This is a genomic window from Ruegeria sp. I3, assembly GCF_056532525.1.
Map to the genome: position 1 here is coordinate 42,753 of NZ_JBQFNI010000003.1, position 22,648 is coordinate 65,400.

Consider the following 22,648-nt stretch of genomic DNA (forward strand, 5'->3'; position numbering starts at 1 on the left):
ATTAAATATCTTACTGCTCGGGGACGAGGATTTCGCGTTTTCCAACGTGATTTGCCCCGGAAACAACGCCTTCGTCCTCCATCTGCTCAACAAGCCGCGCAGCTTTGTTGTAGCCAATGGCAAGTTTTCGCTGAATGTAGGACGTCGAGCATTTGCGATCTTTGATCACAATCGCCACTGCCTGGTCGTAAAGGGCGTCTTCTCCGTTCGTGTTGCCACCCGTGTTTAGGCCCAGAACAGCGTCGATATTGTCAGCCTTTTCCTCGGCCGGGCCATCGACCACGCCGCTCATGTAGGCCGGCGGACCGAACTGTTTCAAGTGGTTGACGATTTCTTCGACCTCTTCATCCGAGACAAACGGACCGTGACAACGGGTGATCTTAGCCCCGCCCGCCATATACAGCATGTCGCCCTGCCCCAGAAGTTGTTCGGCACCCATCTCGCCCAAAATGGTTCGACTGTCGACTTTCGAAGTCACCTGGAACGAAATCCGGGTCGGGAAGTTCGCCTTGATCGTCCCGGTGATCACATCAACAGAGGGGCGCTGAGTGGCCATGATCAGGTGAATGCCCGAAGCCCGCGCCATCTGCGCCAGACGCTGGATGCAGGCCTCGATCTCCTTGCCCGCGACCATCATCAGGTCGGCCATTTCGTCGACGATCACAACGATATAAGGCATTGCTTCGGGCGCGAATTCTTCGGTCTCGAACATTGGCTCGCCGGTTTCATCGTCAAAGCCGGTCTGGACCGTGCGGCTGAACATCTCGCCCTTGGACAGCGCATCTTTCACGCGGCCATTGTAGCCCGCGATATTGCGCACGCCCATTTTGGACATTTTGCGATAGCGATCCTCCATCTCGCCCACGACCCATTTCAGGGCCACAACCGCCTTTTTCGGGTCGGTCACAACGGGCGAGAGCAGGTGCGGGATACCGTCATAGACCGACAGTTCCAGCATCTTGGGGTCGATCATGATCAGGCGGCACTCATCCGGCGTTAGCTTATAAAGCAGCGACAGGATCATCGTATTGATTGCCACCGACTTACCGGAACCGGTCGTACCAGCGATCAAGAGGTGAGGCATTTTTGCCAAGTTCGCCACCACGGACTCACCACCGATATCCTTGCCCAACGCCAAGGGCAGCGCATGATTACCATCGCCGAAATCGCGACTGGCGAGGATTTCGCGCAGCACCACCATCTCACGGTTTTCATTGGGCAGTTCAATGCCAATAACCGAGCGCCCCGGTAGAGTTGAAACCCGCGCGGACAAAGCCGACATTGAGCGTGCGATATCGTCGGCCAAACCGATCACACGGCTGGCTTTTAAACCCGGTGCAGGCTCCAATTCGTACATGGTCACAACCGGACCGGGGCGGACACTTACGATCTCGCCCTTGACGCCGTAGTCATCCAGCACGTTTTCCAGCATCCGCGCATTTTCCTCGAGCGCCTCATCGCTTAGGTGATGGCGTTGGATGCTTGCAGGGTTGGACAGAAGGCCCAGCGGTGGCAGTTCGAAATCGGAATGCCGTTCCTCGAAAGAAAGTGTCGGCTGTGCTTCGGCTTGCGCCCTGCGCGAAGGTGGAGGAGTGCGTCGGACCGGTTGAGCTACTACAGGTTTACGCGGCTCAGCGACAGGAATCTTGACAGCCTGTCTCGGTTGGAGCGCGGGTTCGGGGGCATCATCAAACACGGCCTCATCATCATAGTCCGGTTCGGAAACATAGTCCTGCTGCATCCAATTATCAGCCTCGGAGTCTGCCGCCAGCGTCTCAACATCAGATCCTGCTGTCAGCGGTGGTTCGGGGGGCAAACCTGCAGAGGTCATCGGGGGTTCGGGCGGCAACTCGTCTGCCGCGCCAGAGTTCAAAATCAACGGGTCAGGTCCCCTGCCCCGCCCTTTGGTCAATGGCAAGTTGGGATCGGGTTCGGGCGTTAGCACACCAGCGGCCACTTTACGATTGCGTACAGCGGCGGAAATCTTGGACCGGATGCGATCCTCACCCGGCATGTCGTAATACCCTTCGACCGCAACGTTTTCGACCAACTCAGGCTCGGGCATTGGGTCAGGACGACGGATCAGGGAAGGCATTCGAGCCAGAAGGCCTGTCTTGGCGACAGGTTCCTGCGCTTCAATCTCAGGGTCTTCAAAGACCGGATCAGCGTAGGCCAGGTCGTCGTCAAAATCCGCCTGAACCGAAACTGCACGTTCGGCCTTGCGCTCGGCCCATTGGGCCTTCCGGTCCCGTGCTGCCCGCGCTGTCGCCGATGCCCCGCGTCCCAGCGCGTTCATCAACAGATCATAGGCCATGACCAGTCCCAACAGAAACGCCCGGAAGCCATTGCGAACGTCCGCTTTGCCGAAACCCAACACAAATACACCCAGAGCCAGCATACCGACCGCCATCGCCAGCGACATCAGCTTGACCAGGAAATGCGATGAGATCGGCAACAACGTCAAAATCGCGCCCATCACTGTATCGCCGAATAGACCGCCCAAGCCATAGCTGTGCGTCGCCCGCCATTCGGCACCCGGCACCAGAGTCGCTGCATAGACAGCCAGAACGGCGATCCAGATCGGCGCAAAAATCAGGCGGGCAATGGCACGGTCTTCACCTAAATGACCTGCAAATCGAACGCCCCAAGTGATCAGCACCAAGGCGACACCCAAGCTGCCCCAACCCACGATCATAAACAACGGCGCGGCAATCGAGGCCCCAATGCGCCCCATCCAGTTTTGCACGGGCGCATCGGTCGAAACCATCCAGTTTGGATCATCGGGCGTATAGGACCAGATCATCGCTGCAGCGGCCAACCCCAACAGGATCAAAGCGATCCCGATCAGTTCTTTGCTACGCCGTTCAATGGCGGCTTGCGTGTTGCTGTCCAGCAGCGGGTCACGGTTTCGCGCGTTATATGATGCCATTTTGCCCTCGTACCTCACGAATAGATGCAGTCGCGGAGTGTAATCAGCCCGCGCTTCATCTCTGTTTTTGGGGCCACCATCGCGACCCGGATAAATTGCTCGCCCGGGTTTTGCCCCGGATCACCTTGAGAAAGATATGCACCCGGCAGAACCCGTACGCCGGTTTCCTGCCAAAGCTTCAATGCGGTTTCTTCGCCGTTTTCGACGGGTAGCCACAGGAAGAACCCGGCCTCGGGCGGCATGTAGCCCTGTACGCCTGCGAAAACCTCATCCGCGACGGCGTATTTCTCCTGATACAGCGCGCGGTTTTCCTGCACATGCGCTTCATCCGCCCAAACCTTGGCGGCGGCGGCCTGCAGCGGGGCGGGCAAAGGGGCACCCGCATAGCTGCGCAACAGTTTGACACGGCTGATTGTTTCAGGTCCACCTGCGATCAGCCCCGACCGCAGCCCGGCCAAGTTCGACCGCTTGGACAGAGAGTTGAACAGCGTGACACGTTCGGGGTCAGCACCCAGTTCCTGCGCAACGGTCAGCGCGCCAACCGGCGCGGCGTCGCGGTAGATTTCGGAATAGCATTCATCGGCAAAGATGCGGAAATCGTACTTTTCAGCCAATTGAATCAGCTCGACCCAGTAATCGCGCGAGGCGACCGCCCCCTGAGGGTTCGCGGGTGAGCAGATATAAGCCACTGCAGTGCGGTTCAGAATCTCTTCGGGCAGGCCTGCATAGTCCGGTAGATGGCCGGTCGCAGCGGTTGCAGGTACAAAATAGGGCTGCGCGCCGACCGAAATCGAGGCGACCATGTAAACCTGATAAAACGGGTTCGGGCACAGGATGATTGGCTGCTGTCCGTTCTTCTTCTCAGGGCACAACGCCATTGCGGCATTGTACAGACCCTCGCGCGTGCCGTTCAGTGCCATCACATTGGCATCTGCATCCATCGACACACCATAGCGGCGGTTGATCCAACCCGTGATCGCTGCGCGCAATTCAGGTGAGCCTTCGTTCGGGGGATAGCCCTGAAACCCGGCGGCGTTTTCCATGATCACGTCGGTCACCCAAGATGGGAAATCATGCTTGGGCTCGCCAATGGTCATGTGAACGACTTCACCACCCGGCTGATGATGATCCAACAGGGCGCGCAGACGCGGAAATGCGTATTCCGGTAGGTTCGAAAACCGCTCGGGGAAATTCATGATACTGCCTCAATTTCGGGGTCATTTTGCGCCCCGTTTTATGGCAGATTACAGATCGACCCGGGCTTCGTCCAGACAAAGAGGTGCCGAATCAGGGGATTGTGGCATTCAGGTCAAAGCGCTTTCGGCTGCTGACCCGAGCCGTAACAAGGCCTCTTCCGACCCCGGATAGCCCAACATCATCAGCCCGCAACCGGGTGTTCCCGTGGGCAAAGTCAGTGCCGCAAGCCCCATCAGATTGCCGATCCGGGTGTTGCGGAGAGCCAAGAGATTTTCGGTAACATAGTAGTCATGATCATTCATCAACCGGTCGAGATTGGGCGGTAGGATCGGGGCCGTCGGCGCAAGCACGGCATCAAAGCCCGCAGTGGCCGCATCCCAAGCCTGTCGACAAGCGGTTAGTTTTGACCAAGCGGCCACGTAATCGGGGCCGGAATAGGCCTTGCCCATTCGGAACCGTTCAAGGATTTCGGGATACATCGCCTCGGGGTTCGCTTCTATCACATCACGCCACAAGCCGTAGGCTTCGGTTGTATAAAGCACGCCCGACAGGCTCATCGCTTCGTTCAGCTCAGGCACGTCAAGCGGAACGATCTCGGCCCCGGCCTCTTTCAGGCGCGCCAGCGCATCATCATAGGCGTTGGCTGGAGCTTCGCGCAGATCGTCCTTGGCCACGTTCTGCAAATCAGCAAAGCGGCGACCGATCAATGACGCCCCGCGCAGATCAGCCGGGGCGGTGCCCTCAAGCGCGGCAAGCATTTGTGCGGCGTCCTCAACTGATCGCGCCAGCGGCCCAACGGTATCGAATTTCAGACACAGCGGCACGACGCCCTCAAGGCTAACGCGCCCCGCCGTGGTTTTCAGCCCCACCAGATCGTTCCAGGCCGAGGGAATCCGCACCGATCCACCCGTGTCCGAGCCAACGCCGCCTGCAGCAAGCCCCCAAGCCACCGAAGCTCCTGCACCTGAAGATGAGCCGCCCGGCACTGCGTCTTCGTCATTCACGCATGGAGGCGTAGCCGTCACAGGGTTTAGACCCAAACCCGAGAACGCCAATTCGCTCATATGCGTTTTACCCAGACAGACCGTACCCATCGCGGTCGCGTTCCGCACCACCTGCGCATCGGATTCGGGCACGCGGCCTTCCAACAGGGCCGAACCGGCCTCGGTCCCTACGCCTGCCGTGTCAAACAGGTCTTTCCAGCTGATCGGGACGCCATCCAACAAAGACCGACGTAGGCCAAGCTTTGCCCGCTCTTGCGCCGCAAGGGCCTCGGCGCGGGCGCGATCGTGGGTCACCCGGGCATAGATCCGATCGCGATGTGGATGGGCGTCAATCGCGCTGAGATAAGTTTCTGTCAGTTCAACCGGATCGATCTGCCCCATTCCGATGCCACGGCCCAAATCACATGCCGTCATGGTCAGCCAGTCTTGCATCCGGTCCCCTCCCGAGTAATTCCGTGATCGGACGGTAGCGACAGGACCGCACATGGACAATCCCGAAAGGGCGCGCATACTGCAGCACATGGAACACAGATCCGATATCCTGATCGTTGGTGGTGGCCTGAACGGCCCTGCCCTTGCGCTGGCGCTGGCCCAGACCGGGCATTCAGTCGTGGTTGTTGACGCTCTGGCAGAGAAAGTGCGCAAGAATGCGGCCTTCGACGGGCGCGCTTATGCGCTGGCATTGGCGTCGCAACGTCTGCTCGACGCAATAGGCGTTTGGGAAAAGGTGGAAGAGCACGCCCAGCCGATGCTGGAGATCAAGGTAACGGATGGCCATGCCGGTGCCGGACCTTCCCCATTCTTTATGCATTTCGACCATGCCGAGATCGAAGAAGGCCCGATGGGCTTTATGGTTGAAGATCGCCACCTGCGGCGGGCTTTTCTGGAGGCCATGACCGAACAAGACGGGATTACCGAAATCAGCGGCAAAACGGTCGTGTCTCAGGACATCTCGGCAAACGGGGCAACGCTGACGCTGGATGACGGGGCCACCTTGTCCGGCAGCCTACTGGTGGGTTGCGATGGCCGCCGCAGCGGCACCGCTATGCGCGCCGGAATCAAACGAACCGGCTGGGACTATGGCCAGACCGCTCTGGTCTGCGCCATTGAACACGAGCTACCGCATCACGGTATCGCCCATCAGTTCTTCATGCCCCCCGGCCCGTTGGCGATTCTGCCGCTAACCGGGAACCGCAGTTCCATCGTCTGGAGCGAACGCACTGAGACGTCCGCGCAGATCAATACGCTGCCCGAGGCAGATTACCTACAAGTTCTGCGCCCGCGCTTTGGCGATTTCCTGGGGGATATCCGCCTGCAGGGTGACCGGTTCACATACCCGTTGAACCTGACCATCGCCAATTCCTTCATCTCGGACCGGTTGGCTTTGGTCGGAGACGCCGCCCATGGCATGCACCCCATCGCCGGGCAAGGCCTGAACGCAGGTCTGCGTGATGTCGGTGCATTGGCCGAGGTTCTGACCCTTGCGGGACGACGTGGCGAGGATATCGGATCAACGCTTGTGCTGGAGCGCTATCAAGAGTGGCGCCGGTTCGACACAGCCTCGCTTGCGATGGCGACTGATATGTTCAACAAGCTGTTTTCGAACGATAATCCCCTACTCCGCATAGGTCGGGATATTGGAATGGGTATCGTCGGATCGCTGCCCGGGCTGCGCCGAGGTTTCGTGCGCGAGGCTGCAGGTCTGACCGGAGACCTGCCGAAACTGCTGCAGGGACACCCGATCTAGTCCAGATCTCGGGCCTCATCCACTAGCATCACTGGAATACCGTTGCGGATTGGAAAGGCCAGAGCGGCGGCTTTTGACACCAGCTCTTGCCGTTCGGCATCATAGTGCAGCGTCGTGTGGGTCTGCGGACAAATCAACGCCTCAAGCATATGGCGGTCAAAGGCGTGTTCGGTATCGCTCATTGCAGTTTTTCCTCATTCGATCCGCCGCGCATGGCGAATTCAATCAATGTCACCAAGGTTTCGCGCCGGGTGCGTAAGCAAGGGGCCTCAAGCAAAGCCTGCTTTTCCTCCGGGTCAAATTCCAGCATCATGGACAGGGAATTGACCAAAAGCTCATCATCGGCATCTTTCATTGTGTCCCAATCGGTGGACAACTGACGGGACGAAAAAAACCGTTCCAACAGCCGCAGGAACCTGTTCCGATCAAAACCATCATCCACCTCGGCCTTGCCGAGATCTCGGTCAAACCCGTCCCAGGACACCGAAACCCGGCGATACGGGGTGAAACTGTCCAACTCTGATTTGACCCTGAACCGAGAGATTCCCGTCAGCGTAATCAGATACCTGCCATCTTCGGTCTCGGAAAACTGGGTGACCCGTCCAGCGCAGCCGATCTGGTGCAGCTTGGTTTCGTCGCCCTGACAGGTATTCGGTTGCACCATCCCGATCAGGCGTTCTTGCGTTTTCAGCGCGTCGTCCAGCATCTGTAGGTAGCGCGGCTCAAAAATATGCAGCGGCAGGCGAGACCGTGGCAGCAGCAGCGCTCCGGGCAAAGGGAAAACGGATACCGTTTCCGGCAAATCGGCAGGATGCATCATGTACCCGAGTTTAGTTCTGATCGGGGATTAGGCAAATATCATCGAGCTGAGCTTGCGCCGCCCGTTCAGAACAATCGGGTCATTGGGCTTGAGCGCATCGAAAATTGTGAAGAGCTGCGCCTTTGCCGCCCCATCATTCCACTCGCGATCGCGGCGGAACAATTCCAACAGTTGAGCCACTGCCTCTTCGACATCGCCATTGGCATGCAGGGCCTGCGCCAGATCGAAACGGGCTTGATGGTTGTCTGGCTCGGCCTCAACTGTTGCAGTCAACTCACCTACCGGACCAGCATCTGCAGCCTGCTTGGCCAATTCCAGTTGCGCATGGGCCGCTTCAACCTCGGGTGAAGTGGAAATCTCGGCAGGAGCGCCATTGAGGATCGCCTCAGCCTGATCCAGATCCCCCGATGCGATATGCGCGCGCACCAACCCGCCATAAGCGGCAGCGTGATTGGGGTCTTCACCCAGTATGGCGGCAAAAGTCTGTGCCGCGTCTACAGCGGCCCCCTCGGTCAACATTTCTTCGGCAGCTTGCACAGCATCATCTAGTTGACCACCCGGGCTTTCACCGCCCGCGGCTTCGATCACACGATCTATGAAGGCCTTGATCTCGGACCCTGGCAAAGCGCCCTGAAACCCGTCGATCGGTTGGCCTTTGTGAAATGCATAGACCATCGGAATCGACTGGATGCGCAGTTGTCCTGCAATCATCTGCGCTTCGTCCACGTTGATCTTGACCATCTTGACCGCACCCTTGGCAGCGGTCACGGCCTCTTCCAACGCCGGGCCCAGCGTTTTGCAGGGGCCGCACCAAGGCGCCCAGAAGTCAACGATGATCGGCGTCTCTTGTGAGGCTTCGACCACATCGGCCATGAAGGTGGCCTCGGTCCCGTCTTTAATCAGATCAGTGGCTTGGGGGCTGCCTGCGCCGTTCAGAAGGTCCATGGCTTATACTCTCTGGTTCGAACTTGCGCCCTATATGCAGTCCAATGCGGCAGAAACCAAGGGGAGAGTTCGGCGAATTTGCTTCGGTCAGACGTCAAACGTGGCAAATACCGGGGCATGATCACTGGGTTTTTCCCATCCGCGCGCGTCGCGCAGAATGCGGCTGGAATGACCCGCGTTCGAGATATCGGGCGTAGCCCAGACATGATCCAGCCTGCGTCCCTTGTCGGCGGCATCCCAATCTCGTGCCCGATAAGACCACCAGCTGTATAGCTGGCCCTCGGGAATATCCTGCCGGGTGATATCGACCCAGCCACCTGCATCCTGAGTCTCGGCCAGCGTTTCAACCTCGATCGGCGTATGTGAAACCACCTTCAGCAACTGCTTGTGCGACCAGACATCATCTTCGCGGGGCGCAATATTCAGATCGCCTACCAGAATGGACTTTTTCGGCTTTTCCGCACGGAACCAATCGCGCATGTCAGCGAGGTAATCCAGCTTTTGGCCAAACTTCTCGTTCACTTCGCGATCCGGCACGTCGCCCCCAGCGGGGACATAGAAATTATGAATGGTCACGCCATTCTCCAACCGCCCCGCAATGTGTCGCGCATGACCCAGACCCGCGAAATCCTTATCCCCTACTTCCTTAAGCGGAAGGCGCGACAGTATGGCGACGCCGTTATACCCCTTCTGGCCCCGCGCAATCATATGCGTATAGCCCAGCTCGGCGAACCCTTCGGTCGGGATTTTGTCGACCGGCGATTTGCATTCCTGTAGACACAGCACATCCGGTGCCTCTTCCTGCAGCAATTTCAGAACGATAGGCTCGCGCAGGCGGACCGAATTGATGTTCCATGTGGCAAGGGTGAAGGGCATATCCGGGGGTTCCTTTGTCGAAGTTGCCGCAGGTTAGCGCGGCGCCAAGCGAGGTGCCATCGAAAAACAAAGCAATGTTGCCTGACCCGGCGGTTACGGAAACTTGCAAAGTTTCCGGTCCGATTTCATTGAATGAAATCGGATGCCCGGTGCCGATATCGCCCTGCACGATACAGTTGCACCCTACGAAAAAAGCCGGGCCATCAGGCCCGGCAGTCCAACAGGGAGGTGCATGTCATAACCCGGACATGCGCGGGTTGGGAGTAATCTAAAGATGCCTACAGAGTATCACTTTGATCCAAGTCAATCCACCATTAGTCAAGCAACAAGGCGATATCCGCCCGATTCTGTGACCAAAAGGCGTGCATTCGACGGGTCGGGTTCAATCTTCTGACGCAGACGATAGATATGGGTTTCAAGGGTGTGTGTTGTAACGCCCGCGTTGTAACCCCAGACTTCGTGCAACAAAACATCACGTGCAACGACGCCGTCAGTTGATCGATAGAGGAACTTGAGAATGTTGGTCTCTTTCTCGGTCAGGCGGATCTTGCGATCATCTTCGGTCATCAGCATCTTCATGGCCGGTTTGAAGGTGTAGGGCCCCAGAACAAAGACCGCATCCTCGGATTGTTCATGCTGGCGCAGTTGGGCCCGAATCCGGGCCAGAAGAACCGGAAATTTAAAAGGCTTGCTGACATAATCATTAGCGCCAGCATCAAGGCCCAGGATCGTGTCAGCATCGCTGTCGTGCCCAGTCAGCATCAGCACCGGGCTTTTGACGCCCTGCTTGCGCATCAGGCGACACAGCTCACGGCCATCGGTATCCGGCAGGCCGACATCCAGAATCACCAGATCGTAAATTGCTTCGCGCGCGCGCTCCATTGCCGACGCGCCATCGGACGCCTCGAACACGTCAAAGTCTTCGGTCATGACAAGTTGCTCGCTGAGCGCCTCGCGCAGGTCTTCGTCGTCATCCACCAGCAGGATTTTCTTGAGCTGAGCCATGTACGGTCCTCCTAAGCCTTTTCCATCACTTGCGTATGAAGAATGCAATCAGCAAGATTTGCTGCAATCGTCTCACGCCCTCGTGTCTGACGCCGAGGAAATGTTTCACATTTTCCAGTGATCGGGGTAGGACAGGGTCTGATCGTTTCAAGGTAAACTGCATGAGTCTCACTCCCGACATCACCGAATTGCTGGCACGGGCGCGGGCTGACCTGCGTATGGGTGTTCCCGTTGTTCTGACCGACGAACTGGGATTTGGAGTACTCGCATTTGCCACCGAGACCCTGAGCCCGCAAAGGTTGGCCGATTTGCGCGGCTTGGGCGGGGATCCCGTTGTCGCCATAACGGTTCGGCGCGCTGAAACACTTAAAGCGCGCGCATATGACGGCGATCTTGCTCGCGTCATGATCCCGGCGGATGCTGGGCTGAGCTGGGTGCAGGCGGTGGCCGACCCGTCCGATGATCTAAACGCCCCGATGAAAGGCCCGCTGATGACCGAACGGCAAGGCAGCGCAAATCTGCACCGGATCGCTATTGCGCTGGCCAAGTCGGCGCACTTGCTTCCGGCCGCGGTCGTCGCCCCAATTCAAGACGGGCGCGAATTTGCGGCAGATCATGGTCTGACCTGCATTGACCATGCCCGGGCCGCGCCACATCTGACAGATCGCAGTGCTCTGCATCCTGTCGTCGCCGCACGCCTGCCAATGGAAGTGTCGGAGGCCGGGCGCCTGCATGTATTCCGCCCCGAAGATGGTGGAGAGGAACACTATGCGGTTGAAATCGGTCGCCCCGACCGCGACAAGCCCGTCCTCGCGCGGCTGCATTCGGCCTGTTTCACAGGCGATCTCATGGGCAGCCTGAAATGTGACTGTGGCCCGCAACTGCGCGGGGCCTTGGCCCAGATGGGGGACGAGGGTGCGGGTGTCCTGCTTTATCTGAATCAGGAAGGGCGTGGGATCGGGCTCGCCAACAAAATGCGCGCCTATTTTCTTCAGGATCAGGGATTTGACACTGTCGAGGCTAACCACCGGCTTGGATTCGAAGACGATGAACGGGATTTCAGGCTCGGCTCGGATATCCTGAAATCGCTGGGCTTCAATTCGGTCCGTCTACTGACCAACAACCCTGCAAAAATCGCGATGATGGAACGCACAGGTATCGCCGTCACCGAACGGGTTCCGTTGAAAGTAGGTGAAACAGATTTCAACCGCGCGTATCTGGCGACCAAAGCGGCAAAGTCAGGCCACCTGCTGTGACACCAAGCGATCTGGTTTTGACACCGCGTGGCGTTCGGTATCTCGGGCACCTGTTCCCCTGCGCTATAGGCAAAGGGGGCTTGAGCCCAACCAAGCAGGAAGGTGATGGGGCAACACCATCAGGTGTGCATCACATTGTGGGTATGCTCTATCGCGCAGACCGAATGCCACGACCGGCGCATTGGGCACGACCGATCGGACCCCGCGATTTATGGTCTGATGACATAGAGGACGATGCGTATAACCATTTGGTGCACGCGCCTCATGATTTCAGTCACGAAAAACTGCGTCGCCCAGATCCGCTTTATGACCTGATCCTGATAACCGATTGGAACTATCCCAATTCAGAACCCGGTCGGGGATCAGCCATCTTCCTGCATCAATGGCGACGTCCACGGTTTCCAACCGAAGGTTGCATCGCGTTCAGGCGCGATCACCTACGTTGGATTGCCCAGCAAATCACGCCGGGCACACGGCTGATCATTCCTGAGGCTTGACCCGCGCCCCGAAGATGGCAGACCCGACACGGACATGTGTGGCACCCAGGGCGATCGCGGATTCGAAATCACTGCTCATTCCCATCGACAAACCCTCCAGCCCATTCCGCTCTGCAATTTTTGCCAAGAGCGCGAAGTGCAGCGCGGGTTCTTCTTCAACCGGTGGAATGCACATCAATCCTCGGACGGGCAGGTCCATGCCGCGGCATTCTGCAATGAACGCATCAGCATCTTGTGGGAGAGTACCGGCCTTCTGATCCTCTTCGCCTGTGTTGATCTGTATAAAAAGATCGGGGCACTTACCCATTTCTTGTGCCAATCGCGCCAATGTTTTGGCGAGCTTTGGTCGATCAACTGAATGGATGGCATTGCAAAGCTCGATCGCCTGACGTGCCTTGTTTGTTTGCAAAGGACCGATCAGATGCAGATCAATGTCCGGAAAACTCTCGCGAAATGCAGGCCATTTGCCAGCAGCCTCCTGCACACGGTTTTCTCCGAAACACCGCTGGCCCTGCTTCAACACGGCTTCGACCCGGTCGTTAGGTTGCACCTTGGAAACCGCGATTAATTGCACCGAGCCTTCGGCGCGTCCTGCCGCAGATTCAGCTTTGGCTATTCGATCGGTGATTTCTTGCAGCGACATGGGTCCCTCATTCTGCGTTTGCAGCAGCAAAACACCATGTGGCGGCAAAAGAAAAGGGCAGGTCCGAAGACCTGCCCTTGAACCTTGTGGTTCAGATCAACTTAGAAGTTGAACTGAGCACCAAAGTCGGCACGCAGCTGGCTGTCGCCGTCGCCACGCTTCTGGTTGCCGATACCACCGCGCAGCGATGCACCGCCACCCAGGTCGTAGATGGCACCGATGCCGTACTGCTGCAGATCGTCGTCTGCCGAACCGTCACCGTAAGCGAAGGTCAGAGTGGTTGCCGCGCCCAGGTTGTAGGCTGCCGACAGACCGTATGCGGTGCCGTTGCGGTCATCGTTTGCAACGTCATCGTCTGCGACGAACAGAGTACCGGAGAAGTCACCGAATTCTGCACCCAGGGTCAGAACGGTCAGGCTCTGCTTGTCGGCATCGCCCAGACCGCTGGTCTGACCGTAGGCCAGAGCGGCAGTCACGTTACCGAAGGTGTAGGTCGCGCTGATGTCCCAGCGGTCTGCATCATCAGTGTCCGCACCCGCAACAGCTTCGTCAGCAAATGTGCGCTGGTCATACGACGCGCCGAAGGCGAAGTCGCCAACTGCGTACTGGAAGAACACAGCGTTTGCGCCCGAACCGGTCGACGAGTACGCCAGGAAGTCATAGTCGACGCCCGAGTACTGACCAATGAAGCTTTCCAGGCCAGGCTCGTTACCGTAGTAGTTTGCCAAGTTGTCGAACGAACCGGCTACGTTACCGGCGTCAACACGCAGACCACCGAAGATGACCGAGAAGCGTGCGCCGTTCAGGCCAGCGGAGTTTGCTTCGCCGTTGCCGGCATCTTCGTCTGCCTGCAGTCGAACACGGCCTTCAAAGCGAACGCCACCGTCAGTTTCAACGATTCCGTCGATGTTCAGACGGAAGCGCGAGACCAGGATGGTTTCGTCGGTTTCTACGCCGGTCGCTTCACCACCACCAATTGCGTCAACGGTACCTGTACGGTCTTCCAGGTATCCCAGACCAAAGCGGCCGTAACCGCTGAACTTTACTTCGGCCGCTGCAACACTTGCGGTTGCAATCAGTGCGGTCGTTGCGAAGAGAACTTTTTTCATCTTGTTTCCCTCGGTTTCAAAGATTTTCTACTCGACACATGCAAAGCACGCGTCTCAGCACGGACACCGTTTCGCTTTTTTTGCCCCCGTTGCGCAAGCTTGGCATAAACGCAAAGACGTCATTCGGCCCAAATTGGTGCAAGGATGCCACAGTCGAATTCAACGGATCGTGCGGTTCGCGCGAGTCGATCATAAAAGAATAGGGTTGTTGCTGTACGGGTCCTTGTCTAGGAGTATCACTCGACAGAGCAAAACAAGTGACACGGGACCTTCCAACGATGCGCCGTATTACGATTCCAGGTTTGATCATGGTAACGGCTGCCTTATCAGCCTGCGGAGGGCCACCGCCTGGCGATGCAAGTGTGTTGACCGCTGATGGCAGCTCGACAGAGGAACGCGAACTGAATGACCCGAATCGTTCGACGATCTGGGACGTATTTGGCCCGAACACCTCAGAGCAGGTCACTCAGGTAAATCGCTATCTATGGGCCGCATCGCTGGATGTACTGAATTTCTTGCCGATCCAAGAGGTCGATCCGTTTACCGGAGTGATCGTAACGGGTTATGGCACACCGCCCGGCGGCGGGCGTTCCTATCGCGCGACAGTTCACATCAGTGATCCCGCTTTGGAAGCGCGTTCTTTGTCCGTAGCTCTTCAGACCAGTGGCGGTTCTCCGGTCAGCGCTGCAACGTCGCGCGCCGTCGAAGATGCGATCCTGTCTCGCGCGCGTCAGCTACGCATTGCGGACAACAAGTTCTAGAAACCCGACAAAAATCACACTATTACCACGCCGGGTTCCTACCCGGCGTTTTCATTCACGAAGGACCGCATGATGTCGCGCTACTCGGCCAACGAAATCGAAGCAAAATGGCAGGAGGCCTGGGACAAGGCCGGAATCTTCACCGCCAATCATAAGGCGGACAAGCCGAAATACTATGTGCTTGAGATGTTCCCCTACCCGTCTGGCCGTATCCACATGGGGCATGTACGCAACTACACGATGGGTGACGTGATCGCCCGCCACAAGCTCGCAACCGGTCATAACGTGCTGCACCCGATGGGCTGGGACGCGTTCGGGATGCCTGCGGAAAACGCCGCAATGGCCAGTGGTGGCCACCCCAAAGATTGGACCTACGGAAATATCGCCGACATGCGCGGACAGATGAAGCCGCTGGGCCTGTCGATCGACTGGTCTCGTGAATTCGCCACCTGTGATCCGGAATACTACGGCCAGCAGCAGGCTTTGTTCCTGGATATGCTCGAGGCCGGTCTGGTCTATCGCAAGAACGCCGTGGTGAACTGGGACCCGGTCGATATGACCGTTTTGGCCAATGAACAGGTAGAAAACGGCCGTGGCTGGCGTTCAGGCGCCTTGGTTGAGCGTCGCGAGTTGACTCAGTGGTTTTTCAAGATTTCCGATTATTCCGAGGAACTGCTCGACGCGCTGGATACGCTGGATAACTGGCCCGCCAAGGTACGCCTGATGCAAGAGAACTGGATCGGCAAGTCCCGTGGCCTGCAATTCGGGTTCGAACGCACCGATGGAGGTGAGCCGATCACCGTCTACACGACGCGGCCCGATACGCTGATGGGCGCGTCGTTTGTTGGCATCTCGCCCGATCATCCGATTGCCAAGCAGCTTGAGGCAGAAAACCCGAAAGTCGCTGAATTCGTTGCCGAATGCCGCAAGGGCGGCACCACCGAAGAGGCGATCGAAACCGCCGAAAAGCTGGGTTATGACACCGGCATACGTGTTAAACATCCACTCGACCCCAGCTGGGAGCTGCCGGTCTGGATCGCCAACTTTATCCTGATGGACTATGGCACCGGCGCCATCTTTGCCTGCCCAGCTCATGATCAACGCGACCTCGATTTCTGTCGCAAATACGGCCTGCCTGTGGTCGATACATTCTTTGCACTGGATGATGACACTCCAGTCGACAAAATCGCGTTTGTTCCACCGAAAACCGAAAAAGTCCGCTGGGTGAATCATTTTGCGGGTCTCACCGAGGCAACGGGTGACGAGGCCATCAATGCCACCGTTGATTTCGCCGAAAAGGCCGGTTGGGGTGAAGGTGTTACCAAATACCGCCTGCGCGATTGGGGGCTCAGCCGCCAACGCTATTGGGGCTGCCCGATTCCTGTTGTGCATTGTGATCAATGCGGCACGGTCTCCGAGAAGAAAGATAATCTGCCGATCGAGCTGCCTTATGATGATGGCAACGGCAAACCCATAGATTTTTCGATCCCCGGCAACCCGCTGGACCGCCACCCCAGCTGGCGCGACACCCCTTGCCCTTCCTGCGGCGCTCCAGCCAAGCGGGAAACTGACACGATGGACACGTTTGTCGATTCGTCGTGGTACTTCGCCCGTTTCACCGCCCCGCGCGCTGAAACACCCACCGATCTTGCCGAAGCCGAGTATTGGATGAATGTCGACCAATATATCGGTGGGATCGAGCATGCGATTCTGCACCTGCTCTATTCGCGCTTCTTCGCGCGGGCGATGAACATCACTGGTCATTTGCCAAAGAAAGCGATTGAGCCGTTCAACGCGCTGTTCACTCAAGGCATGGTGACTCATGAAATTTATCAGACACGCGACGCCAACGGTCGCCCGGTCTATCACCTGCCCGAAGACGTGACCGACGGCAAGCTGACCGACGGCACCGAGGTTGAAATCATCCCCTCAGCCAAAATGTCCAAGTCGAAAAAGAACGTCGTCGATCCGGTCAGCATCATCTCGGCCTTTGGTGCGGATACTGCGCGCTGGTTTGTTCTATCCGACTCCCCACCTGAGCGCGACGTGGAATGGACCGCGTCGGGCGCCGAAGCCGCGTTCAAACATCTCAGCCGCGTGCACCGCATCGCCGCAGAAATCGCAGAATCGGACTTGCCGGCCACAGCAGATGACGAAACGCTGCTACGTGAGATGCACAAAGCCATTCATGACGTATCGGGCGGGGTCGAATCCTTTGGCTTTAACGCATCTATCGCAAAGCTTTATGCATTCACCAACACGCTTGCCAAATCCAAAGCGGGCTCTGCAGTCAAGCGCGAGGCAGCCAAGACACTAGCGCAGCTGATGTCGCCGATGACGCCACACTTGTCCGAAGAACTTTGGCAGATGCTGGGCGGCGAAGGCCTGGTTGCAACCGCGCCTTGGCCCATCGCGGATGAGACCATGCTGATCGATGACACCATAACCCTGCCGATTCAGATCAACGGCAAGCGTCGGGCCGAAATCAGCGTAGCCAAAGATCTGGATAAAGCAGAGGTTGAAAAAATCGCCCTCAGCACCGAAGCTGTGCAAAAGGCGCTGGATGGCGCTGCACCGAAGAAAGTGATCGTTGTTCCGGGCCGGATCGTTAATGTCGTCGTTTGATCGTAGAACCCTGTTATTGATGCCGCTGGCGCTCGCCGCTTGCGGGTTCGAGCCGGTTTATGCGCCCGGAGGATCAGGCTCGGCCTTGGATGGCAAGGTTGAGGTGTCTGCACCAAATACGGTCGAAAGCTTTCTGCTGGTCCAAAACCTGGAACGTAAATTAGGTCGAAGCGCGACCTCGGGCAACGAATACAAGCTGGATGTAGGGGTATCGACGGTCACCCGCAGGGCCTCGATTACCACAGCGAATGAAACCAATCGCTATACGATCGACGGGAATGCGACTTACGCGCTGAAATCCAATGCGACCGGGCAAATCATCGCCTCGGGCAACGTTACCGAGTTTGTCGGTTATTCTGCTGCAGGCTCGACCGTGTCTACACTGGCAGATGAACGCGACGCGACCGAGCGCTTGATGGTGATTCTGGCCGATCAGATCGTAAATCGCCTTTACGCCACACCGGGCCTGTCCACATGAAGTTGAGCCCGCGCGAGGCTGAAGGCTATTTTGCCAAGCCGGACGCGGACAAAGCCGGATTGCTGATCTACGGGGCGGACGCGATGCGCGTTGCGTTGAAGCGTCAACAGGTGCTGGCGGCTTTGCTGGGACCTGGCGCCGAAGAGGAAATGCGCCTGACCCGCATTCCCGGAAGCGATCTACGCAGCGATCCGGCCCTGTTGCTGGACGCGGTCAAGGCTGTCGGATTTTTCCCCGGTCCCCGCGCGGTGTTTGTTGAAGACGCCACCGATGTCGCAGCGCCTGCGATTCTCACAGCCCTTGAAGACTGGGATCATGGCGATGCACAGATCATCGTGACGGCCGGGCAGCTCAAACCCAGCTCGAAAATCCGCAAAGCATTCGAAGCGAACCCTGCCGCATACGCTGTTGGCATCTACGATGACCCGCCCTCGCGCGCCGAGGTGGAGCGCATTCTGGCGCAAGCCGGATTGAAGAATATTCCGCGCGATTCGATGTCGGCGCTTAGCGAACTTGCAATGACGCTCAGCCCTGGTGATTTCACTCAAACAGTTGAGAAACTGTCGCTTTACAAACGCGGTGACGCCGGTGAACTGACGATTGAAGATATTGAAGCCTGTGCGCCGCGGTCGACCGAGGCGGCGCTGGATGATGTATTGAACGTCGTTGCCGAGGGCCGGGCACAGGAAATCGGCCCCCTTATCCGACGCCTTCAGGCGCAGGGCACCAACGGGGTCACCTTGTGTATTGGGGCGACGCGGCATTTCCGAACGCTCTATGCCTGCGCATCCGACCCTGGAGGCGCGGCGCAGGGAATCGGCAAGCTGCGCCCTCCGGTCTATGGCAAACGACGTGACCGGATCCTGAGGCAGGCTCAGGGATGGGGGGCGCCCAAGCTGCAGACCGCTTTAACCGTCCTTACAGATACGGACCTATCCTTGCGCTCGGCAGGTCAAACCGCACCTGCGATGGCACTGGTAGAGCGTGCCATGATCCGTCTAGCGATGCTGGCCCGATCGGGTTAAGGCCTAGCGCGCCAACCACTTTGCCGCCGACTGACCGGCCCAACGTCCCGTCGCCAGACAGGCGGTCAGAAGATAACCACCGGTCGGGGCTTCCCAATCCAGCATCTCGCCCGCGCAAAAAACGCCCGGACACGCTGTCAGCATCAAACCGCTGTCCACGGCACCCGATGCTACCCCGCCAGCGGTTGAGATCGCCTCATCCATCGGGCGTAGCCCAGCATACCTGATGGGCAGGTTTTTCAGCGCACCGATCCATTGCGTTTGCTTCAATGCGCGGCCCTTAGTCATTTCGTGGAACAAAGCGATCTTTTGCGGAGACAGACGCAGACCATTCTTCAACCAATGCGAAAGCGTTGCCTTTGATTTCTTCGCGTCCAATCGCGCCTGCATCCCTTCAGCCGTCACATCCGGGACGAGATCCACAAACAGTGGCGTCCCCGCCCGCAGCGCAGGGGTCAGGGCATACATACCACCACCTTCCAAGCCTTTTGCGGAAATAGTGGCCTCACCACGGCTATCCAGATCGCCCGCCATCCACCGCACCGACTTGAGCGCCGCGCCAAAATGTGGCTGCATATAGGGGCTCCAATCGACTGACAGAGCGGCGTTAGCCGGTGCAAACGGTGTTAGATCAACTCCGCTGTCTGCAAGCCATTGGGCCCAAGCCCCATCCGAACCCAACCGCGCCCAGCTGGCACCCCCTAATGCCAAAACCGTCGCGTCGGGCGAGCAAAACTGCATGCCATCTGGCGTCTCAAAAGCCAACGCGCCACCTTGCCATCCCTGCCAGCGCCAGCGCGTCCTGGTCTGAACACCGGCCTGATCCAATCTGGCCAGCCAAGCCCGCAGCAAGGGTGAGGCCTTCATGACTTTCGGAAACACGCGCCCGGTAGAGCCCGTGAACATCTCTTGCCCAAGATCACCGGCCCAAGCCTTCACCGCCTGTGCGTCAAATGCTTGTATCATCGGATGCAACCAATCCTTTGCATCCCCGTATGCGCCCATAAGCATGTCAAAAGGCTCATCCTTGGTCAGGTTCAGGCCGGACTTCCCCGCCATCAGGAATTTACGCGCGACAGACGGCTTGGCTTCGGCCACTACAACCTCGTGCCCGGCGGCGGCAAGCTGTTCGGCGGCCATTAGCCCCGCTGGTCCTGCCCCGATAACCATGGATTGCGCCATTGTGTCCCTCTTGCCCTGTACACGCATCAGCGCGAAGTTAGGTCATGGCAAATTCCGATCCGATCTGCCCGCTCTGCAACCGTCCGATCCCCGAAGGTGGTGGAAGCCTGCACCATCTGATCCCAAAGCTTAAGGGAGGCAAGGGCGGGCCCACCGTTTTATTGCATCAGATATGCCACAAAGAGATCCACGCGACACTGACCGAGGCCGAACTGGCGCGTGACTTTCACACTGTCGATGCACTGCGCAAACATCCGAGGCTTGAGAAGTTCCTGAATTGGGTGCGCAAACGCCCTCCGGGGTTTCGCTCAAAAGTGCCGGGCAAACGACGCGGGCGATGATCAGGCAGGAAGCCAGGGATCACCGAATGCATCCTTTTTCGGGTCGGTCAGCCCTTCAACCTCGATCCCAAGATAATCCGGCACCGGAGCAAACCGGGCATTTGGGATGTGTTGGTATTCCAACGTGGTATAAGTACGCTTCCACAGCCATTCGCGATTCTCAACCGCCCAGAGATCGGGGTTGGGAGGCTCCTCTGCGGTGAACGCATAGAAATGCAGATCGAACCCGTGAGGTTCGACATCCTGCAGAGACAGCAATGACAGTCCCATGGATCGGCAAAACGCATCTTCGGCGGCAATATCGCCGGTTCGCAAAGTGATCTGGCCGATACGGGCCTTCGCGAAGGGGGCGTTCGCGCTGGCGGCATTTTCGGGCCGGTTGCCCTCGAAATCCTGCTGCAGCAGTTCAATGGCAAACCCTTCGGGGTCGTTCAGATGGCACATATAGCCGATATCCAGAAACTGCCGCGGCGCGCTGACCGGGATACCCTTCTGGCGCAGGTGTTCTGCGGCAAGATCAACATCCGGCAACGTGATCCCGATCTTCCAATACCGCTGCCCCGGATCATGGCGGTAGCCCCCGCCGCCCGGCATCAGCAACAGATCGGCATCCTGACCGGAATATCCAAGACGACGATTGGCGCCTTCAACCCTGACAGACATGCCAAGCGCATCACGATAAAACGCCGCCAACGCATCCGGGTCCGCCACCCGCAATCGGAGCGCGGCCAACCTCATGGGCACAATCCGGCTATGCCCGCAGCAACCGACGGATCTGCGGACAGGCTGTCGGCTGCAAGTTCTTGTGCAGTTGGTATCAAATGTTCGGGCTCAACCACCCGATCAACCAGCCCAAAGCTATAAGCTTCTTCTGCAGAAATCTTCTGTCCCGCCATCAGTATGAGTCGGGTTCTGGCCGGACCGATCAACTCTGCCATCCGCTTGGGATCCGAGGGCTGCGGCAAGAATCCCAGCTTCATGACCGGGTAAAAGAACTTGGCCGAGGGCACTGCGATACGCAGGTCACAGGCCAGCACCATACCGTTGGCTCCACCGGCCAAAGTGCCGTTGAGCGCGGCCACCGTCAGACAGGGCAAGGCGGCAATGGCACCCGACAACCTCTCCCAAAGATCGGAGGTCGCAAGGCCCGCCCGCGCTTCTTCAAGATCGGCGCCCGCACTGAAGACCCGGCCCGCCCCCGTCAGGATCAACGCACGTGCCTCGGTTGCCGCCTCTGCGATGCGAACCAGTTCGCCTAGCATCGCCGAGGTCAGCGCATTGGCCTTGTCCGGATTGTTCAACGTGACGGTCCACAGCCCATCATCTTGTGTCAGTTCGATCACGTCAGCCCGACCCTTTTGCGGATGTCTTCGTTGCGCAGCGATATCTCGGTCCCCAAGAACTCATCCGCATCTGCCGAGCACATCCACATCAACGCCCGCGCGGGCCAGTCTGCGGGGATGTGATCGTCCCAATCCAGTTGGCTAACAGGATTGATGCCGCTGGCCTTGATGACCCGCTGCATGTCGGTGGCCACGGTGCCCGGGGACAGACCCATTGCGCGAATACCGTGATGCGCCTCTTCCAGATGCAGGCATTCGGTCAGCATCTTGGCCCCGGCTTTTGATGCGCAATAGTGGCTCCAGGCTTCGACCGGGTTCGACGCGGCACCGGACGAGACCGTCAGAACGGTCCCGCCGCCTGCTGCCCGCATAATGGGCAGGACGGCACGCATTCCGTAAAAGACACCTTTCAGGTTGATGTCGATAGCTTGGCTCCAGGCCCGGGTGTCGGCATTCGAAAGATGAAAGATCGGATCAATGACGCCCGCGTTCCCGATTAGCACATCCAGCTTGCCGAACCGGTCGATGCAATCGGCAACTGTCTGTTCGACCTGGGAAAAATCGCTGACGTCGCAGGCCAGCGCCATGGCATTTTCACCCAATGCCGCAGCCAGAGCGTCAATCTGATCGCGGCTGCGTGCGACCAAGGCCACATTGGCCCCAGCTGCGGCAAAAACGCGCCCGGCTTCCGCTCCGATGCCTCGGCTTGCCCCTGTGATCAGTACCGTTTTCCCTTGCATATGCATCGTTTAAATCCCTGCATTTGAAATTGTCTTAACTCGTACCCTGCAAATGGGGAATTGGTCCACCCCTTCCCCCTTGACGCTGGCCGCTACAGGCACGACCATGCCGGCAAATTGATCAA

At 58.2% G+C, this 22,648-nt stretch carries 22 protein-coding genes; 8 read left to right on the forward strand and 14 right to left on the reverse strand.

Annotated features, from left to right (window positions below):
- Window positions 1-10: 10 nt before the first annotated feature.
- The 3 genes from ACR0L9_RS08735 to ACR0L9_RS08745 form a co-directional block, all read right to left on the reverse strand.
- The gene (locus ACR0L9_RS08735) at window positions 11-2,929 is read right to left on the reverse strand and encodes a DNA translocase FtsK (protein WP_480895435.1); all 2,919 of its coding nucleotides are present in this window, start codon (window positions 2,927-2,929) and stop codon (window positions 11-13) included.
- A gap of 14 nt (window positions 2,930-2,943) precedes the next feature.
- On the reverse strand, window positions 2,944-4,125 hold the full coding sequence (locus tag ACR0L9_RS08740) for an aminotransferase class I/II-fold pyridoxal phosphate-dependent enzyme (protein ID WP_170425846.1): 1,182 nt from the start codon (window positions 4,123-4,125) through the stop codon (window positions 2,944-2,946).
- A 108-nt stretch (window positions 4,126-4,233) separates the two neighbouring features.
- Entirely contained in the window at window positions 4,234-5,562 is a 1,329-nt protein-coding gene (locus ACR0L9_RS08745) for an amidase (RefSeq protein WP_480895436.1), read from the reverse strand.
- Window positions 5,563-5,650: 88 nt separating this feature from the next.
- Here ACR0L9_RS08745 and ACR0L9_RS08750 point away from each other — a divergent pair, with 88 nt between their 5' ends.
- On the forward strand, window positions 5,651-6,877 hold the full coding sequence (locus ACR0L9_RS08750; RefSeq protein ID WP_480895438.1) for an FAD-dependent monooxygenase: 1,227 nt from the start codon (window positions 5,651-5,653) through the stop codon (window positions 6,875-6,877).
- Here ACR0L9_RS08750 and ACR0L9_RS08755 read toward each other — a convergent pair.
- From ACR0L9_RS08755 to ACR0L9_RS08775, 5 genes are all read right to left on the reverse strand, one after another.
- The gene (locus tag ACR0L9_RS08755; protein WP_480895439.1) at window positions 6,874-7,059 is read right to left on the reverse strand and encodes a Trm112 family protein; all 186 of its coding nucleotides are present in this window, start codon (window positions 7,057-7,059) and stop codon (window positions 6,874-6,876) included. The genes ACR0L9_RS08750 and ACR0L9_RS08755 overlap by 4 nt on opposite strands.
- Window positions 7,056-7,697: an LON peptidase substrate-binding domain-containing protein gene (locus ACR0L9_RS08760; RefSeq protein WP_170398861.1), complete on the reverse strand. Its 642-nt coding sequence runs from the start codon at window positions 7,695-7,697 to the stop codon at window positions 7,056-7,058. The genes ACR0L9_RS08755 and ACR0L9_RS08760 overlap by 4 nt, the downstream gene beginning before the upstream one ends.
- Window positions 7,698-7,724: 27 nt before the next feature.
- On the reverse strand, window positions 7,725-8,642 hold the full coding sequence (locus ACR0L9_RS08765) for a thioredoxin family protein (protein ID WP_170398864.1): 918 nt from the start codon (window positions 8,640-8,642) through the stop codon (window positions 7,725-7,727).
- Window positions 8,643-8,729: 87 nt separating this feature from the next.
- Window positions 8,730-9,518, reverse strand: a complete 789-nt coding sequence (locus tag ACR0L9_RS08770) for an exodeoxyribonuclease III (RefSeq protein WP_170562325.1) — start codon at window positions 9,516-9,518, stop codon at window positions 8,730-8,732.
- 318 nt (window positions 9,519-9,836) lie between these two features.
- On the reverse strand, window positions 9,837-10,523 hold the full coding sequence (locus ACR0L9_RS08775) for a response regulator transcription factor (RefSeq protein ID WP_170398869.1): 687 nt from the start codon (window positions 10,521-10,523) through the stop codon (window positions 9,837-9,839).
- Window positions 10,524-10,684: 161 nt separating this feature from the next.
- On the opposite strand from ACR0L9_RS08775, the gene ribA reads away from it, so the two are divergent.
- Both ribA and ACR0L9_RS08785 read left to right on the forward strand, forming a co-directional pair.
- Window positions 10,685-11,779 carry a GTP cyclohydrolase II gene (gene ribA / locus ACR0L9_RS08780; RefSeq protein ID WP_170425856.1) on the forward strand — a complete coding sequence of 365 codons (1,095 nt, stop codon included), beginning with the start codon at window positions 10,685-10,687 and terminating at the stop codon, window positions 11,777-11,779.
- Entirely contained in the window at window positions 11,776-12,276 is a 501-nt protein-coding gene (locus tag ACR0L9_RS08785; RefSeq protein ID WP_480895440.1) for a L,D-transpeptidase family protein, read from the forward strand. Before ribA ends, ACR0L9_RS08785 begins: the two co-directional genes overlap by 4 nt.
- Here ACR0L9_RS08785 and ACR0L9_RS08790 read toward each other — a convergent pair.
- Together ACR0L9_RS08790 and ACR0L9_RS08795 are read right to left on the reverse strand one after the other, a co-directional pair.
- Window positions 12,260-12,919, reverse strand: coding sequence for a YggS family pyridoxal phosphate-dependent enzyme (locus tag ACR0L9_RS08790; RefSeq protein WP_480895441.1), 660 nt, complete (start codon window positions 12,917-12,919; stop codon window positions 12,260-12,262). The two genes, ACR0L9_RS08785 and ACR0L9_RS08790, sit on opposite strands and share 17 nt — an antisense overlap.
- 101 nt (window positions 12,920-13,020) lie before the next feature.
- Complete coding sequence (locus ACR0L9_RS08795; protein WP_170398881.1) at window positions 13,021-14,028, reverse strand: porin; 1,008 nt, start codon at window positions 14,026-14,028, stop codon at window positions 13,021-13,023.
- A gap of 278 nt (window positions 14,029-14,306) precedes the next feature.
- Here ACR0L9_RS08795 and ACR0L9_RS08800 point away from each other — a divergent pair, with 278 nt between their 5' ends.
- The 4 genes from ACR0L9_RS08800 to holA all read left to right on the forward strand — a co-directional run bounded on the left by ACR0L9_RS08800 (window position 14,307) and on the right by holA (window position 18,917).
- Window positions 14,307-14,789: a DUF3576 domain-containing protein gene (locus tag ACR0L9_RS08800; RefSeq protein WP_170398884.1), complete on the forward strand. Its 483-nt coding sequence runs from the start codon at window positions 14,307-14,309 to the stop codon at window positions 14,787-14,789.
- A 72-nt stretch (window positions 14,790-14,861) separates the two neighbouring features.
- Window positions 14,862-17,414: a leucine--tRNA ligase gene (gene leuS, locus ACR0L9_RS08805; RefSeq protein ID WP_480562303.1), complete on the forward strand. Its 2,553-nt coding sequence runs from the start codon at window positions 14,862-14,864 to the stop codon at window positions 17,412-17,414.
- Window positions 17,401-17,892 carry an LPS assembly lipoprotein LptE gene (gene lptE / locus ACR0L9_RS08810; RefSeq protein ID WP_170398890.1) on the forward strand — a complete coding sequence of 164 codons (492 nt, stop codon included), beginning with the start codon at window positions 17,401-17,403 and terminating at the stop codon, window positions 17,890-17,892. Before leuS ends, lptE begins: the two co-directional genes overlap by 14 nt.
- Window positions 17,889-18,917 carry a DNA polymerase III subunit delta gene (gene holA, locus ACR0L9_RS08815; protein WP_480895442.1) on the forward strand — a complete coding sequence of 343 codons (1,029 nt, stop codon included), beginning with the start codon at window positions 17,889-17,891 and terminating at the stop codon, window positions 18,915-18,917. Before lptE ends, holA begins: the two co-directional genes overlap by 4 nt.
- A 3-nt stretch (window positions 18,918-18,920) precedes the next feature.
- Here holA and ACR0L9_RS08820 read toward each other — a convergent pair whose 3' ends face one another.
- Complete coding sequence (locus ACR0L9_RS08820) at window positions 18,921-20,099, reverse strand: TIGR03862 family flavoprotein (RefSeq protein WP_480895443.1); 1,179 nt, start codon at window positions 20,097-20,099, stop codon at window positions 18,921-18,923.
- A gap of 44 nt (window positions 20,100-20,143) precedes the next feature.
- On the opposite strand from ACR0L9_RS08820, the gene ACR0L9_RS08825 reads away from it, so the two are divergent.
- Entirely contained in the window at window positions 20,144-20,440 is a 297-nt protein-coding gene (locus ACR0L9_RS08825; RefSeq protein WP_170406707.1) for an HNH endonuclease, read from the forward strand.
- Here the strand turns inward: ACR0L9_RS08825 and ACR0L9_RS08830 are convergent, their stop codons facing one another.
- The 3 genes from ACR0L9_RS08830 to ACR0L9_RS08840 are packed head-to-tail and all read right to left on the reverse strand — an operon-like array spanning window position 20,441 to window position 22,529.
- Window positions 20,441-21,178: a VOC family protein gene (locus ACR0L9_RS08830; RefSeq protein WP_170818411.1), complete on the reverse strand. Its 738-nt coding sequence runs from the start codon at window positions 21,176-21,178 to the stop codon at window positions 20,441-20,443.
- Window positions 21,175-21,783, reverse strand: coding sequence for an enoyl-CoA hydratase/isomerase family protein (locus ACR0L9_RS08835; protein ID WP_170818410.1), 609 nt, complete (start codon window positions 21,781-21,783; stop codon window positions 21,175-21,177). The genes ACR0L9_RS08830 and ACR0L9_RS08835 overlap by 4 nt, the downstream gene beginning before the upstream one ends.
- Window positions 21,780-22,529 carry an SDR family oxidoreductase gene (locus tag ACR0L9_RS08840; RefSeq protein ID WP_170398908.1) on the reverse strand — a complete coding sequence of 250 codons (750 nt, stop codon included), beginning with the start codon at window positions 22,527-22,529 and terminating at the stop codon, window positions 21,780-21,782. The genes ACR0L9_RS08835 and ACR0L9_RS08840 overlap by 4 nt, the downstream gene beginning before the upstream one ends.
- Window positions 22,530-22,648 lie beyond the last annotated feature (119 nt).